The organism is Bacillus sp. LJBS06, from assembly GCF_016924995.1.
GTDB classification, from domain to species: domain Bacteria; phylum Bacillota; class Bacilli; order Bacillales; family Bacillaceae; genus Bacillus; species Bacillus stercoris.
The window spans coordinates 1,153,527-1,169,854 of record NZ_CP070483.1; the positions used below are offsets into that span (position 1 = coordinate 1,153,527).

The following is a 16,328-nucleotide window of genomic DNA, read 5'->3' on the forward strand; positions in this document are numbered from 1 at the left end:
GATAGACAAACCTGGTAAGGAGTATAAATGTTGGAGCATTTTTTATCCTATTTGACACAAGAACATTTAACTGAATTATTTCAAAGCTATAGGGCTTTCGGTCCGCTCATAGCTGTGCTGCTGCCTTTAATTGAAGCGTTTCTCCCGTTTTTGCCGCTGATCGTGTTTGTGGTGGCGAATACGAACTCGTTTGGCTTATGGGAAGGATTCATCCTGTCCTGGGCGGGATCAACTGCTGGTTCCATTCTCGTATTTTTGATCGTCCGTCAATACGGACAGAGAAAATTGCTTGGATTTATCCGCAGTCATCCGTCTGTCAGAAAGCTGATGTTATGGGTGGAAAGACACGGCTTCGGCCCCATGTTTCTTCTGCTTTGTTTTCCATTTACACCGTCAGCCGCGGTGAATGTTGTTGCCGGTTTGTCAAGGATCGGAACGCGGCCGTTTATTTTGGCGGCAGCCTCAGGGAAGCTTGTCATGATTTTTATGATCAGCTTCATCGGATATGATCTGCACGCGCTGATTACACAGCCGATTCGAACGGTCATCGCCGTATTGGTGATCACTGTCTTATGGTATGTCGGCAAAAAGGTGGAGCGGCATCTGCATGTAAGAGCCAGTCAGCGTGAGCATGATGGAGGGAGACAGTAACATGAAAAAACGGTTTTTGTTTCTTGCCGGTGTAGTGTCCGTCGTTCTCGCCATTCAGGTTAAAAATGCCGTCTTTATTGATTACAAGGTAGAAGGTGTCAGTATGAACCCGACGTTTCAGGAAGGGAACGAATTGTTGGTCAATAAATTTTCACATCGATTTAAAACCATCCATCGTTTTGACATCGTTCTTTTTAAAGGCCCTGATCATAAAGTGCTGATTAAACGGGTGATCGGCTTGCCCGGTGAAACGATCAAATATCAGGATGATCAGCTGTATGTGAACGGAAAGCAGGTTGCTGAGCCATTTTTGAAGCATTTAAAATCCGTTTCTGCCGGAAGCCATGTAACAGGTGATTTTTCTTTGAAAGATGTGACGGGAACCAGCAAGGTGCCGAAAGGAAAATATTTTGTCGTTGGAGATAATCGCATATACAGCTTCGACAGTCGGCATTTTGGTCCGATAAGAGAAAAAAATATTGTCGGTGTGATTTCTGATGCCGAATAAAAAGACGCTAATTGAAGAGGCGTCTTTTTGTATGCCGTTTGGAAAAATGTGTTGAAGAAAAATTTGTAAGGAGCTATAATCAATATTGTTACGAGTGTAACAATATTCGTATACTTTTTGATTGAAGTTCCATTTTTATTGGGTTTTAATCGTTTTTTTATGAAACAAAAGGAGTGGTGAATGATGATGAAATATGAAGCAGTGATTATAGGTGGAGGGCCGGTCGGATTTATGCTGGCTTCTGAGCTTGCGATGGCCGGGGTGAAAACATGTGTGATTGAACGGCTTGAAAAACCTGTTCCACATTCCAAAGCGTTGACATTGCATCCCCGAACGCTGGAGCTCCTTGAGATGAGAGGGATTTTAGAGCGGTTCGTATCCAAGGGAAGCAAGATACCTTCCGGACATTTTTCAATGCTGGATACCCGTCTGGATTTTTCAGGCTTGGATACGAGTTGCCCTTACACGCTTTTGCTCCCGCAGTCCAAAACAGAAAAGCTGCTTGAAGATCATGCACGACGTCTGGGTGCAGAGGTGTTTCGGGGGGCAGAGGCGCTCGCGGTAACGCAAAACGGGGAAGCGGTGCAAACGATTTTTAAGGATCGGGACGGCAGTGTACGGACGATCACAAGTAAGTTTGCCGTTGGTGCCGATGGCGGTGGAAGTACCGTTCGGAAACAGGCTGGAATTGAGTTTCCGGGAACAGACAGTACTGTCACCGCTGCGCTTGGAGATGTGGTGCTCCTTTCTCCGCCGCCGTCAGGAGTACTGTCCCTTTGCACAAAAGAGGGCGGTGCTATGATTGTTCCGTTATCACCAGGCCAATACCGTGTAGTTGTCGTCAGCCCTTATCGCACACAAACGCCGAAAGATGTGCCGGTGACTGAGGAGGAGCTGAAAGCTGACCTTCTGCGAATTTGCGGGACTGACTTCGGTTTAACCGATCCTTCGTGGATGTCGCGGTTCGGAAACGCCGCGCGCCAAGCAAAACGGTATCGGAACGGCAGAATCTTTCTAGCAGGTGATGCCGCACATATTCATTTTCCAGCGGGAGGGCAAGGATTGAATGTCGGCCTTCAGGATGCGATGAACCTTGGGTGGAAGCTGGCGGCGGCGATCAAGGGCTCTGCGCCTTCATGGCTTTTGGACAGCTATCATGACGAGCGGCACCCGGCAGCTGAAGGGCTCTTGAGGAACACGGAGGCACAGACAAGGCTGATTGATTTTACTCAAGCAGGCCTCCATTTGCGGGGGATGATGTCGGAGCTGCTGGCCTTCCCTGATGTGAATCGATATGTAGCGGGGCAAATTTCTGCGCTCGATGTCAGATATGAAGCTGATCTTATCATGCCGCCGCATCCTTTGAACGGGGCAAGGCTCCCTGATATGGAGCTGATTCTTTCCGACGCCAGTTCGGAAGGGCTGTACAGCCTTCTCCGAAACGGGACATTCGTTTTGCTGTCGTTGATGCAGGAAGCTGATGATCATATCAATGTGAAAGGCTTACGAACGGTAAACGCCTCGCTTGCAGAACCGAATGAAAAGTTGCGGGATGTGCATACCATATTGATTCGTCCTGATGGACATGTAGCCTGGGCGGTAGATGCATCAGCGCCCGATTGTGCCGAGGTGATTCAAAAAGGGATCAGCCGCTGGTTTTCCGTCACCAGCCGAGTATAATTCAATTCGATTGTTTCGTCTGTAACAAAACGGTATGATAGAAGAAACAATCGAATGAAAAAGGATGGAAAACCCGATGAACACAGATCATACGAAACGCAATCTTTTTGAATTGTATGCGGAACTCATTCATCAGCAGGAGAAATGGGAGGGGCTTATTAAAGCTTTTTTATCCGACGAATTGAGGAAGCTGGATGTAGAGCAGGGGAGTAAATCTCAATTGACGATGACAGAAATTCATGTTCTGTCCTGTGTCGGGGACAATGAACCAATCAATGTCACGTCGATAGCAGAAAAAATGAATACGACAAAAGCGACTGTATCACGCATCAGCACAAAATTGCTCGGCGCAGGCTTCCTGCATAGAACACAGCTCAGCGATAATAAAAAGGAAGTCTACTTCCGATTGACGCCTGCTGGAAAAAAGCTGCACAATTTGCACAAATATTATCATCAGAAGGCTGAACAGCGTTTTCTGTCATTTTTTGACCGCTATACCGAGGAGGAAATTCTTTTTGCGGAACGGCTGTTTCGTGATCTTGTGACAAAATGGTATCCGACGTCAGAAGAAATTGAAGGAGGCCTTCCCGGCATTTTCAAATAAAAAACACGCACTGAGGTGCGTGTTTTTTACGTTTTTTCTTTCTTTTTCAGGATGATGAGGTAAATCAAATTTCCTCCGACTAAAATCGTAAGCGGCAGTCCGGGGGAGCCGGTTGCCACCAAATTATAAATCAGCCAGATTCCTAAGCATATGCCATAATATAAGTGCATTGCCTTCTCTGGATTGTCGCGCAGCAAAAGAGTCACTCCTTCCCCATCTGCTATAAGTGTATCATGGAAGGATTTTGTTTCCAATTATGCATTGCTGCTGATCGAGCTCTCTTTTCCTTTTTTTTCACCATGAAGATGGTGAAGCAGACGATAAAACGGCGGCAGCAGGGCAATGACAAGGATGACGCGGATGACCTGAACCGCAACGACAAAGGTGGAATCAGCATGTAATGTAACTGACGTCGTCGCCATCTCTGCAATCCCGCCGGGCGCAAATGCCAGAACAGAGGTGATGAGCGAGATTCCTGTCAGCTCGGAAACGATCACGGCGCTCAAAAACATAGCTGCGATTAAACCGACGGATGAGATAAACCCGACGATGATAATGCGGGTGACGCCGGCAAACATGCTTTTGTACATTTTAGAGCCGATCGTTGCCCCGAGAAATACTTGTGATACATGGTTCGCTTGTGACGGCCACCATGCCGTCATGTCGTGCCCTATCGCCGCAGCTCCGCCAACATGTACAATTGCTACACCAAGCATGCTGCCAAGCAGCCATGGAGCCGGAAACTTTAAACATTTCGCCGCTTTACAGGCTCCCCAGGCAGCGAGAATCAGAATGACGGTCCACAAAACGGGAGCGAGCCTAAAATCTGTCGTTGCTGAAGAAAGCCCTGCCGCAGCACTTGTGGAACTGTCTTGTTTTGTATAGATCATGATAACCAAAAACGGAATGGAAAGGACCACGAGCAGCACCCGCATCATTTGCACGAGGCTGACAATGGCGGTGTTGGCGCCGACCTCCTGTGCGATGCTCGGCATGGCGGAAAGCCCGCCGGGAGCTGTGCCGACAAAGCTAGTCATCATATCCGTTTTGCTGAAACGCCAAAGCACATATCCTGACAGCATGGCCAGCAGGATAGACAATATCAGCATAACGCCGACTGAAAACCAATGGTCTTTGAGAACAGAGAGAACGGATAAATTCAGCTTTTGGCCCAATTCGATGCCGAGGATCATCTGCCCGAGGGCGAGCCATCGTCGGTTAATTCCTTTTTGGTCTGGTGCCATCATCAGCCATGCCGGCCGTATCATGGCGAGGAAGCAGGCGACAATCAGCGTTCCGATCATCCATCCAATTGATATTCCGGTTAATGAAAGAATAAACCCCCCGGCTGCACTGATTGCGATAAACCATAGATCTTTGAGGAGATTTTCGTCTTTCTTCAATGTAAACCCTTCTTCCTTTTCGCGTAACACTCCAATTGTTCACGTAGTGAATGTATTTATTACTATAGTATATTTTTGTTGATAAAGAAATTATGAATTATTTTCTATTAGTGATTCACTTTTCTTATGACCTTATGTTCGAGCTTCTCTATTGTGTAAGTCAGGCATAAACCTGCTGCCAGCAGACACACGGCAAGGGCGTAAAATATCACTTCTCCGCCAAACGATGTCAGGATCAGCCCGCCCGCGAGCGGTCCGATTGAGCGGGATATATCCCAATGCAGACCATAGACAGCATAGAACCGGCCAAGCAAATGAGGCGGTGCCAATTTTGAGATGAAGGTCTGGATGTGAGTTAATCCGATGCTTTCGCCAACCGTCATCACCGCTACCGTCACTAAAAGCATTGTCGGGGATGTTGAGCATGCAAAGCCGGCAGCCGCAAGGGAGTAGCAGATATAAGTAATGAAAAGAATCGTTTTCATTGTAAGTTTTTCAGTCCCTTTGACAAGAGGAACCTGGAAAACAAAGCTGAATAAAGCCTTTGCTGCTGAGTAGATGGTCAGCATGGACAGATAATCAGAAAACATATTTTTGCTGTACAGTCGGTATGTTGTTTCTGTTTGCGCATATAACATGCTGATGGGGAGAGAAAGCAGCAAAAGAAGCAGGACGGGCCTGTATATCGTAAAGCTCGCAGACTTTTCCTGTGTCACAGCTGTGTTTTGCGGCTTTGTCTCAGGAAGTTTCCATGCAGCTGCCAGAAAGTAGATGAACAAGGCTGCGGCATCTAAAGCGAATATCCATTCAGGATTTTGTTTGTACAGGAGCATTCCGAGCAGCGGCCCTGCCGTCAGGCCGGCTGAATAGATCGCGTTGATGACCGCAAATACTTCCGAACGTCTGCTTTCTGGCGTGCTTTCAGCGATTTGGGCGCGGGAAGCGGGAATGTATAACGATCTTCCGATGCCATTCACGACATAAAGAATGGCGAAAACATACGCATGCTCAGCAAATACAAACCCTGTCATTGCAGATGATTGCAGAAGCAATGCGATCAAAATCGCTGTACGCCGACCAAGCTGGTCCGTCACCCGTCCGGCAGCGAGCGTCAGGAAAAGATCAGAAAATGGCTGAAGGCTGATGATCAGCATTGGCATCATGACATTGCCGTTTAATTGTTCATGCAGATACAGCACCATAAAAGGTCCCATCATTGCACCTGTCAGGCTTGTCAGCATTTCGCCGAAAAAGCGGAGCCAAACGGGAGCGGTATATCTTGATTTAATAGATTGAAAGCTGGTCAGCATGTGATCGCCGCCTTTCGGTGTTTGATATAGTAGTAGTGTATAGAAGGGACGGCGACCCAAAAAGTGAAGAAAAGAAGAGATAAAAGTTCCCCTTTTGTCGGGAGGTGCGGGGATTGAAGCTAATTGAGCACTACGTGGCACTTGTACAAACAGGACGGGCTGAGTATGGGCAAATGAACGAAATGACGCTCACTGAGATTGCCGCCAGTTTATTTTGTACGGAAAGAAATGCAAAGCTCATTTTACATAAGATGGAGAACAGCAATTGGATTACCCGGGAAAGCGGGGCGGGGCGTGGGCGTAAATCAAAAATCGCGTTTCTTCGGAGGCCTGAGGAACTGCTTCTTCAAACTGCCAAGGAATATACCATGGCTGGAAAGCTTAAAAAGGCAGAGGAGCTGCTTCAGCAGTATCAGTCCGCGTTTCCGGAGCTTCAAAATGAATATGGTATGTGGTTTTCTGAGGTATTTGGTTTTGTGACAGAGTCCGGCCGGGATGGAGAAAAGGATGTTCTCCGGATGTTCATCTCCCCTGAATCTGTCAGCAGTTTTGATCCATGCCAAATATTTTTGCGGTCTGAGGGCCATTTCGCCAAACAGATATTTGATACGCTTCTCACGTTTGATCCGGATATGCAGGAGCCGAAGCCTCATTTGGTTCATGGATGGGAAGAGGACGGAAAAAAACGGTGGAGATTTTTTCTTCGAAAAGGTGTGTCGTTTCATAATGGGCAGCTGCTGACATCGCGGGACGTTGCGTTTACGTTTCAGCGCTTTTTGGAAGTGGCTGACAACCCGTATAAATGGCTGCTGCACGGAGTGAAACAAGTCTTAGAAAAGGGCCCTTATTGTGTGGAGATCATACTTGATAAGCCGAATGAGTTTTTGCCGTATGCTCTTTGTGACGAACGGCTGTCCATATTGTCGGCCGAACAGGACGGCGGGATCAATGGAACAGGGCCTTTTCGGGTGAATCAGCATCACGGCTGGATGCTTGTGCTTGAAGCCTATGAGCGCTACTTTAAGGGGCACCCCTATTTGGATCGCGTGGAGTTTGTGTTTTCTGAACAAGCCGGTGAGATGAACGGATTTACCATTCAAGAAAAACAAACATGTCCTGAGCAGCAAACTGTTTTTGATGAGCGGCATGTCCAGTATTTGTCGCTCAATCTGAAAAAGAAGGGGCCTCTTCAGCACCGAAGCTTTAGAAAAGCGCTCCGGCTGTTGATTTCCTCTGAACGGCTCGTTCGTGAAGCGGGAGGGCACCGAAGAATCCCGGTTACGTCGTTTTGGCATCCGAGTTCTTTTGAGTTAGAGGGCGTTACGCCATCTGAATTGTTGAAGAAAAGCGGATACGAGGGCGAAACAATGGTGCTGTATACCTTTTCGGAAACGGATCATCGTGAGGACGCCGAATGGATTCAAAATATGTGCGCCCAACACGGGATCAAGCTTACACTTCGATTCTGTGATGCTGATGATCTGCGACGGCCGGAAGTCGTGCAGATGGCGGATATCATTCATGACAGTGCGACGTTTTATCAAGATACCGAGTTTGGTTTTCTGCATTTGCTGCTGTCGGAGAACAGTTTCTTGTGCCAGCATCTATCTGAAAAGCTGACACAATTCTGCTCGGGAATGATAGAGCGGATGTTTTCCATGCCTGACCGCTGTTCGAGAATGAATATCCTGCGTGACATTGACCGTCAGCTTACACAGGAGCTGAATGCAATTCCGCTGTATCAAAATGTGCTACAGGTGACATCAAGTAACAATGTAAAAGGCCTGGTGCTTGATGAAGAGGGATGGATTGATTTGTACTCCGTGTGGCTGTCCAAATAAAAAGAGAGGGTTCAATCATTGAACCCTCTCCGTCTTTTAAGACGCCGCCATGCTGCGGCATTGTTCAGCGCAGGCGAAGCAGGCTTTCGCACATGCTTGGCAATGATCGTGATCATGCTTTTCGCATTCAGTGCCGCACGCTTCACAAATATCGGCGCAAAGTGCACAAATTTCTTTCAAAAACGGGCTGTCCGTTTGCATGGCTTTAATTGCCAGGGCGCAAATATCCGCGCATTCCCTGTCAAGCCGGATGCAGCCGCTGAGATCGTGGTGCGCGCTTTCTTCCAAACATTTTGTAAAACAATGATTGCAAGCCTCCATACAATCAATGCAAGCCTCAATACAAGCTTCTGAATATTGCTCCATGGTTGATTCCCCCTGTATGGCAATGTATGGTTTTATGTTTCCCGGCTGCATTTGAAAAAAACGGAGGAATGTGTTTTTAGCTGAGGAGATATGTACATATACCCTAAAACGGGTATATCTAACGTTTGGCCAGATAGTATAGGAACCAGACAGCGTGATTTTGTTCATCACGTGCGGCGCGCGTGAAGACGCCTTTCGCTTTTAAGTTTGACGTTTCCTCGGCTGCACGCAAGTAAAAGTCGACGGTTTCTTGTTCATCTTTAAAAGCGGCGTCCAGTCCTCTCGTGAAATGGTCCGGGCACTCTTCCGTTTGTTTCGGCATGATGTGCTTGCTGGTAATCGATCCATACAGTGTGGAAAATTCACGAAGGTGGCGGATCTCGTCACGTCTGATTTCTTCAATCTGTTTTCTGACTTCATCGCGGTCGGCTAGTTCGGCAAGCCTGCGATAGCATTGAATTGCACTGAATTCTCCGTTGATGGCCTTCTGCAAATTCCGAATCAAAACAGGATCTTCCCGGTATGGCACCGGATAGGGATAGTAACTGTAATGCAAGAGGATTCAACTCCATTCCTAGGAATTGGGCTTTTGTAAAAGTATATGTTGGGCAAGGAGAGATGTGCGGGGATAATCAGCTTTTTATATGTGAAAAGGCCGTTTTTACCAATAGATCAGATTGGTCATTTTCGTCAACATTCGATAAAATATATAAAGATAAAAAGAGAGGGGTCTTCTAATTTGGGAGCAGAGTTTTTAGTAGGCAGGTCCGGGAGTGGAAAAACGAAGCTGATCATCAACAGCATTCAGGATGAATTGCGCCGGGCTCCATTCGGGAAGCCGATCATTTTTCTAGTCCCGGATCAAATGACGTTTTTAATGGAATATGAGCTTGCTAAAACGCCAGATATGGGCGGAATGATACGCGCTCAAGTGTTCAGCTTTTCACGATTGGCCTGGCGCGTCCTTCAGCATACGGGAGGAATGAGCAGGCCGTTTCTGACGAGCACCGGCGTACAAATGCTCCTGCGGAAGCTCATTGAGGAGCATAAACAGGAGTTCAAAGTCTATCAAAAAGCGAGTGACAAAAACGGGTTTACCGCACAGGTTGAGCGGATGCTGACAGAGTTTAAGCGGTATTGTCTGGAACCGGAGGATATCCGCCGGATGGCGGAAAGCGGAACGGCTTCCGAATATCGCGGAGAACGTGTGTTATCTGAAAAGCTCCATGACTTATCGATTCTGTATCAGCAAATGGAAAAAAGCCTCGCAGATCAATATCTTCACTCTGAGGATTATTTGACATTGCTGGCAGAGCATATCCCGCTTGCGGAAGATGTAAAAGGCGCGCATATCTATGTGGATGGCTTTTATCAGTTTACACCGCAGGAATTCAGGGTGCTGGAGCAGCTTATGGTTCATGCAGAGCATATCACGTTTTCGCTCACAGCGGACAAGCCGTCATATGAGCGGGAGCCGCATGAACTGGAATTGTTTAGAATGACGGGGAAAACCTATTACCGCCTGCATCAGAAGGCGAAGGAACTGAATTTAGACATTACGTATAAAGAGCTGAGTGGGACTGAGCGGCATACACAGACACCTGAATTGGCCCATCTAGAGGCGCAGTATGAAGCGCGTCCGGCCGTTCCTTACACAGAAAAACAAGAAGCACTGACTGTAATGCAGGCCGCGAACAGACGAGCTGAGCTGGAAGGTATTGCCAGGGAAATTCACGCCCTCGTCAGAGAGAAAGGATATCGCTATAAAGATGTAGCAATTCTTGCGCGCCAGCCGGAAGACTACAAGGATATGGTGAAGGAAGTTTTCGCAGATTACGAGATTCCTTATTTCATTGACGGAAAAGCATCTATGCTGAACCATCCGTTAATCGAATTTATCCGGTCAAGCCTTGATGTTCTGAAAGGGAATTGGCGTTATGAAGCGGTGTTTCGCTGTGTGAAAACCGAACTGCTATTCCCGCTCAGTGAACCGAAGGCCAAAGTGAGAGAACAGGTCGATCAGCTCGAAAATTACTGTATCGCTTATGGGATCAAAGGCGACCGCTGGACAAAGGGCGACCGTTTCCAATATAGGCGCTTTGTGTCATTGGATGATGATTTTGCGCAGACCGATCAGGAAATCGAAATGGAAAACATGTTGAATGACACCCGCGATTGGATTGTTCCGCCGCTTTTTCAGCTTCAAAAACGAATGAAAAAAGCAAAGACGGTACAGGAGAAGGCAGAGGCGCTCTATCGCTATTTAGAAGAGACGGAGGTGCCGCTGAAGCTGGATCAGGAAAGGCAGCGTGCTGAGGAAGACGGCAGAATCATTGAAGCGCAGCAGCATCAGCAGGCGTGGGACGCAGTCATTCAGCTGCTTGAGGAGTTTGTTGAAATGATGGGAGATGATGAGATTTCTCTTGATTTGTTTCAGCAAATGATAGAAGCCGGCGCGGAGTCGCTTACATTTTCGCTTATTCCGCCTGCGCTTGACCAGGTATTTGTCGGCAATATGGATTTGTCCAGAATGTATGGCACATCCTGTACCTTTGTGCTCGGGGCAAACGACGGCGTTCTGCCGGCACGCCCTGATGAAAACGGGGTTCTGTCGGATGATGACCGGGAATGGCTGAAAACGATCGGGGTTGAGCTTTCCTCAGGCGGACGGGAGCGTTTGCTTGATGAGCATTTCCTCATCTACATGGCATTTTCAAGTCCGTCTGACCGGCTTTATGTATCGTATCCGATTGCAGATGCGGAAGGAAAAACGCTTTTGCCGTCGATTGTCGTTAAACGGCTGGAAGAACTGTTTCCGCATCATAAGGAGCGCCTGTTGACAAATGAACCTGAGCAGGTCAGCGATGAGGAACAGCTGAAGTATGTTGTCAATCAAAGCGTGGCACAGTCCTTTACTGCGAGTCAGCTCAGATTATGGACCCGGGAATATGACATCAGCGACGTCTGGTGGAGCACGTACAATGTGCTGATGAGTGAGCCGGACAGGCTGCAATCGAAAAAGCTGTTCTCAAGCCTGTTTTTCCGGAATGAAGTAAAGCAGCTTGAACGCAGTGTGTCAAGACAGCTCTATGGTGAACGCATTCAGGGCAGCGTATCGAGAATGGAAACCTTTAACGCATGTCCGTTTTCCCATTTTGCGTCACACGGGCTGCATCTGAAGGAACGGCAATTTTTCAAGCTTGAAGCGCCGGATATCGGCCAGCTGTTTCATTCCAGCTTAAAGCTGATTTCAGACAGGCTGCGTGAGCAAAAGCTGGATTGGCGAGATTTAACGAAAGAGCAGTGCGAGCTGTTTTCTTATGATGCGGTAGAGCGGCTGGCACCGAAACTGCAAAAGGAAATTTTGCTCAGCTCAAACCGGCATTATTATGTAAAGGAAAAACTGCAAAAAATTGTGACGCGTGTGTCCGGTATTTTAAGCGAGCATGCGAAAGCGAGCGGATTCGTACCGATCGGGCTTGAACTGGGCTTCGGAGGAAAAGGGCCGCTTCCGCCGCTGACCTTTCAACTGAAAAACGGCTGTACGATGGAGCTCGTCGGGCGTATTGACCGTGTGGATAAAGCTGAAAGCTCAAAAGGCCTGCTCCTCAGAATTGTCGATTATAAATCAAGCGATAAAGGGCTTGACTTAGCGGAAGTATATTACGGATTGGCGCTGCAAATGCTGACGTACCTTGATTTATCGATTACACATTCAGCCGACTGGCTCGGAATGAGGGCAACGCCTGCAGGAGTGCTGTATTTCCATATTCATGATCCGATGATTCAATCTAATCTCCCGCTCGGGCTTGACGAGATTGAACAGGAGATTTTTAAGAAATTTAAAATGAAGGGCCTGCTCCTCGGCGATCAGGAAGTGGTTCGCCTTATGGATACAACCCTTCAAGAGGGACGGTCAAATATCATCAACGCCGGTCTGAAAAAAGACGGCTCTCTCAGATCAGACTCGGCAGCAGTCGGTGAAAAGGAATTTGATCTTTTGACAAAGCATGTGCGCCGTACCTTCCAAGAAGCAGGCGAACAAATTACCGACGGCCGCGTATCCATTGAGCCGTACAAAATGAAGAACAAGACGCCGTGCACATACTGTGCGTTCAAATCAGTGTGCCAATTTGATGAATCACTAGAGGAAAACGAGTATCGCACATTAAAAGCTGAAAAAGACAAGACGATACTTGAGTGGATAAAAAAGGAGGCGGATGGCAATGAACATTCCTAAACCGGCAGACAGCACATGGACAGATGACCAATGGAATGCCATTGTTTCAACCGGCCAGGATATTCTCGTGGCAGCGGCTGCGGGCTCTGGTAAAACCGCTGTGCTTGTTGAACGAATGATTCGGAAAATCACCGCAGAGGAAAACCCAATTGATGTAGACCGCCTTCTCGTTGTGACATTTACAAACGCCTCAGCGGCAGAGATGAAACACCGAATTGCGGATGCCTTGGAAAAAGAGCTTGTACAACGCCCCGGCTCGCTGCATATCAGACGGCAGCTTTCTCTTTTGAACCGGGCCAGCATTTCGACGCTTCATTCCTTTTGCCTGCAAGTGCTGAAGAAATATTACTACTTGATCGATCTTGATCCGGGCTTTCGGATAGCTGATCAGACGGAAGGCGAGCTGCTTGGGGATGAAGTGCTTGACGAGCTGTTTGAAGACGAATACGCAAAGGGCGAAAAGGCATTTTTTGAGCTTGTTGACCGCTACACGACAGACCGGCACGATCTGGATCTGCAATTTCTCGTTAAACAAGTGTACGAGTATTCCCGATCCCATCCCAACCCGGAGGCGTGGCTGGAAAGCTTTGTTCATTTGTATGATGTATCAGAAAAGAGCGCCATCGAGGACCTGCCGTTTTATCAATATGTCAAAGAGGATATTGCAATGGTGCTTAACGGGGCGAAGGAAAAGCTCTTGCGCGCGCTTGAGCTGACGAAAGCGCCGGGCGGCCCGGCGCCGCGTGCTGACAATTTTCTTGATGATCTAGCGCAGATTGATGAACTGATTCAGCACCAGGACGATTTTAGTGAACTATATCGTCGTGTGCCAGCCGTCGCTTTTAAGCGTGCCAAAGCAGTAAAAGGGGATGAGTTCGATCCGGCGCTCCTTGATGAGGCGACAGATTTGAGAAACGGCGCAAAAAAACTGCTCGAAAAGCTCAAAACCGACTACTTTACGAGAAGTCCTGAACAGCACTTGAAAAGCCTAACCGAGATGAAGCCTGTCATTGAAACGCTCGTACAGATTGTTATCAGCTATGGAAAACGGTTCGAAGCCGCGAAGCAGGAAAAATCAATCATCGATTTTTCTGATTTGGAGCATTACTGTTTAGCGATTTTGACAGCTCAGAATGACAAAGGTGAATATGAGCCGAGCGAGGCTGCAAGGTTTTATCAAGAACAGTTTCATGAGGTGCTCGTTGACGAATATCAGGATACCAACCTCGTACAGGAATCGATTCTGCAGCTCGTCACAAGCGGGCCGGAGGAGACTGGCAACCTGTTTATGGTAGGCGATGTCAAACAGTCAATTTATCGATTCAGGCTTGCGGAGCCGCTTCTTTTCCTCTCTAAATACAAACGGTTTACAGAGAGCGGGAAAGGCACGGGGCGGAAAATCGACTTGAATAAAAATTTCCGAAGCCGTTCAGATATATTAGACAGCACAAACTTTTTATTTAAACAGCTGATGGGCGGCAAAATCGGTGAGGTCGATTATGACGAGCAGGCTGAGCTGAAGCTTGGTGCGGCGTATCCGGACAATGACGAGACGGATACGGAGCTGCTGCTGATCGACAACGCAGAAGATACGGATGCAAGCGAGGAAGCAGAAGAGCTTGAAACCGTGCAGTTTGAGGCCAAAGCCATCGCTAAGGAAATTCGCAAGCTGATTTCATCGCCATTTAAGGTGTATGACGGAAAAACGAAAACACATCGCAATATTCAATACCGAGATATTGTGATTTTGCTCCGCTCCATGCCGTGGGCTCCGCAAATCATGGAGGAGCTGAGAGCACAGGGCATACCGGTTTACGCCAATTTAACGTCAGGTTATTTCGAAGCGATCGAAGTCGCCGTCGCGCTTTCAGTGCTGAAGGTGATCGATAACCCGTATCAGGATATACCGCTTGCCTCTGTTCTGCGCTCACCGATTGTCGGAGCAGATGAAAACGAGCTGTCTTTGATCCGGCTTGAAAATACAAAAGCGCCTTACTATGAAGCGATGAAAGACTACTTGGCTGCTGGTGACCGGAACGACGAGCTTTATCAAAAGCTGCAAACGTTCTACGGACATCTGCAAAAATGGCGCGTCTTTTCGAAAAACCACTCAGTATCTGAGCTGATTTGGGAAGTGTACCGCGACACGAAATACATGGACTATGTCGGCGGGATGCCGGGCGGAAAACAGCGCCAGGCCAATTTGCGTGTTCTTTATGACAGGGCGCGCCAATATGAATCAACGGCATTTCGCGGCTTGTTTCGTTTCCTGCGGTTTATCGAACGCATGCAAGAGCGGGGCGATGATCTTGGTACGGCGAGAGCGCTCAGCGAGCAGGAGGATGTTGTCCGCTTAATGACGATCCACAGCAGCAAAGGGCTCGAATTTCCAGTCGTGTTTGCAGCGGGTCTCGGCCGGAATTTTAACATGATGGATTTAAATAAATCGTACCTGCTGGACAAGGAGCTCGGATTCGGCACGAAGTATATTCATCCGCAATTGCGCATCAGCTACCCGACGCTGCCTCTCATTGCGATGAAGAAAAAAATGCGCAGGGAGCTGCTGTCAGAGGAATTGCGTGTTCTCTATGTTGCATTAACGAGAGCGAAGGAAAAGCTGTTTCTGATTGGCTCGTGCAAGAATCATCAGAAACAGCTCGCAAAATGGCAGGCATCCGCGTCCCAAACTGATTGGCTCCTTCCGGAATTTGACCGCTATCAGGCGAAAACATATTTAGATTTCATCGGATCGGCTCTTGCCAGACATAGAGACTTGGAGGCTTTGGCTGGAAACGGTACACCAGTACACGCTGATATCTCAGGCCATCCAGCTCGTTTTGCCGTTCAAATGATTCATTCCTATGATTTGCTTGATGATGATGTGGAAGAAAGAATGGAAGAAAAAAGTGAACGTCTGGAAGCGATCCGCCGAGGGGAACCAGTTCCCGGCTCGTTTGCATTTGATGAAAAAGCCCGCGAGCAGCTGAACTGGACCTACCCGCATCAAGAGGTGACACAAATTCGGACAAAGCAGTCGGTTTCTGAGATCAAGAGAAAAAGAGAGTACGAGGATGAATACAGCGGCAGGGCCCTTGTAAAACCGGCTGACGGAAGCATTCTGTACAGACGTCCCGCTTTTATGATGAAAAAAGGCCTGACAGCGGCAGAGAAAGGAACTGCCATGCATACGGTGATGCAGCATATCCCGTTGTCACATGTGCCGTCGATAGAAGAAGCTGAGCAGACGGTTCAAAGGCTTTATGAAAAAGAGCTGCTTACTGAAGAACAAAAAGACGCTATTGATATAGAAGAAATCGTGCAATTTTTCCATACAGAGATCGGGGGACAGCTGATCGGTGCGAAATGGAAGGACCGGGAAATACCTTTCAGCTTGGCGCTTCCGGCTAAGGAGATCTATCCTGATGCACACGAGGCGGATGAGCCGCTTTTAGTGCAGGGGATCATTGACTGTCTCTATGAAACTGAGGACGGATTATATTTATTGGATTATAAGTCGGACCGGATTGAGGGCAAATTCCAACATGGATTTGAAGGAGCGGCCCCGATCTTGAAGAAACGATATGATACCCAAATTCAGCTGTACACGAAGGCAGTTGAGCAAATTGCAAAAACAAAGGTAAAGGGATGTGCGCTTTATTTCTTTGACGGAGGGCACATTCTCACATTATAGCGAGATCCGTAAGCTCCGGGATTTCAGGCGGAGC

12 protein-coding genes are annotated in these 16,328 nt (G+C 47.9%); 7 read left to right on the plus strand and 5 right to left on the minus strand.

Annotated features, from left to right (window positions below; all coding sequences use genetic code 11):
* Positions 1-27: 27 nt before the first annotated feature.
* From JQX68_RS05790 to JQX68_RS05805, 4 genes are all read left to right on the plus strand, one after another.
* Positions 28-651: a TVP38/TMEM64 family protein gene (locus JQX68_RS05790; RefSeq protein ID WP_014663448.1), complete on the plus strand. Its 624-nt coding sequence runs from the start codon at positions 28-30 to the stop codon at positions 649-651.
* A gap of 1 nt (position 652) precedes the next feature.
* Positions 653-1,159 carry a signal peptidase I gene (gene lepB / locus JQX68_RS05795; protein WP_014663449.1) on the plus strand — a complete coding sequence of 169 codons (507 nt, stop codon included), beginning with the start codon at positions 653-655 and terminating at the stop codon, positions 1,157-1,159.
* A gap of 180 nt (positions 1,160-1,339) precedes the next feature.
* Entirely contained in the window at positions 1,340-2,839 is a 1,500-nt protein-coding gene (locus JQX68_RS05800) for a monooxygenase (RefSeq protein ID WP_147771717.1), read from the plus strand.
* 76 nt (positions 2,840-2,915) lie between these two features.
* On the plus strand, positions 2,916-3,443 hold the full coding sequence (locus JQX68_RS05805) for a MarR family transcriptional regulator (protein ID WP_147771718.1): 528 nt from the start codon (positions 2,916-2,918) through the stop codon (positions 3,441-3,443).
* Positions 3,444-3,469: 26 nt separating this feature from the next.
* Here JQX68_RS05805 and JQX68_RS05810 read toward each other — a convergent pair whose 3' ends face one another.
* The 3 genes from JQX68_RS05810 to JQX68_RS05820 all read right to left on the minus strand — a co-directional run bounded on the left by JQX68_RS05810 (position 3,470) and on the right by JQX68_RS05820 (position 6,156).
* Positions 3,470-3,640: a hypothetical protein gene (locus tag JQX68_RS05810; RefSeq protein WP_014663452.1), complete on the minus strand. Its 171-nt coding sequence runs from the start codon at positions 3,638-3,640 to the stop codon at positions 3,470-3,472.
* 57 nt (positions 3,641-3,697) lie between these two features.
* On the minus strand, positions 3,698-4,846 hold the full coding sequence (locus tag JQX68_RS05815; RefSeq protein WP_147771719.1) for an AbrB family transcriptional regulator: 1,149 nt from the start codon (positions 4,844-4,846) through the stop codon (positions 3,698-3,700).
* A 107-nt stretch (positions 4,847-4,953) separates the two neighbouring features.
* Positions 4,954-6,156, minus strand: coding sequence for an MDR family MFS transporter (locus JQX68_RS05820; protein WP_147771720.1), 1,203 nt, complete (start codon positions 6,154-6,156; stop codon positions 4,954-4,956).
* 113 nt (positions 6,157-6,269) lie between these two features.
* Here JQX68_RS05820 and JQX68_RS05825 point away from each other — a divergent pair, with 113 nt between their 5' ends.
* The gene (locus JQX68_RS05825; RefSeq protein ID WP_147771721.1) at positions 6,270-7,997 is read left to right on the plus strand and encodes an SgrR family transcriptional regulator; all 1,728 of its coding nucleotides are present in this window, start codon (positions 6,270-6,272) and stop codon (positions 7,995-7,997) included.
* 36 nt (positions 7,998-8,033) lie between these two features.
* Here JQX68_RS05825 and JQX68_RS05830 read toward each other — a convergent pair whose 3' ends face one another.
* Together JQX68_RS05830 and JQX68_RS05835 are read right to left on the minus strand one after the other, a co-directional pair.
* Positions 8,034-8,363 (minus strand): four-helix bundle copper-binding protein, encoded by a 330-nt coding sequence (locus JQX68_RS05830; protein WP_014663456.1) that lies wholly within the window; start codon positions 8,361-8,363, stop codon positions 8,034-8,036.
* A 118-nt stretch (positions 8,364-8,481) separates the two neighbouring features.
* Complete coding sequence (locus JQX68_RS05835) at positions 8,482-8,919, minus strand: ferritin family protein (RefSeq protein WP_147771722.1); 438 nt, start codon at positions 8,917-8,919, stop codon at positions 8,482-8,484.
* A gap of 183 nt (positions 8,920-9,102) precedes the next feature.
* Here JQX68_RS05835 and addB point away from each other — a divergent pair, with 183 nt between their 5' ends.
* Together addB and addA are read left to right on the plus strand one after the other, a co-directional pair.
* On the plus strand, positions 9,103-12,603 hold the full coding sequence (addB, locus tag JQX68_RS05840) for a helicase-exonuclease AddAB subunit AddB (protein WP_147771723.1): 3,501 nt from the start codon (positions 9,103-9,105) through the stop codon (positions 12,601-12,603).
* Positions 12,590-16,294 carry a helicase-exonuclease AddAB subunit AddA gene (gene addA / locus JQX68_RS05845; RefSeq protein ID WP_147771724.1) on the plus strand — a complete coding sequence of 1,235 codons (3,705 nt, stop codon included), beginning with the start codon at positions 12,590-12,592 and terminating at the stop codon, positions 16,292-16,294. The genes addB and addA overlap by 14 nt, the downstream gene beginning before the upstream one ends.
* Positions 16,295-16,328: the final 34 nt, after the last annotated feature.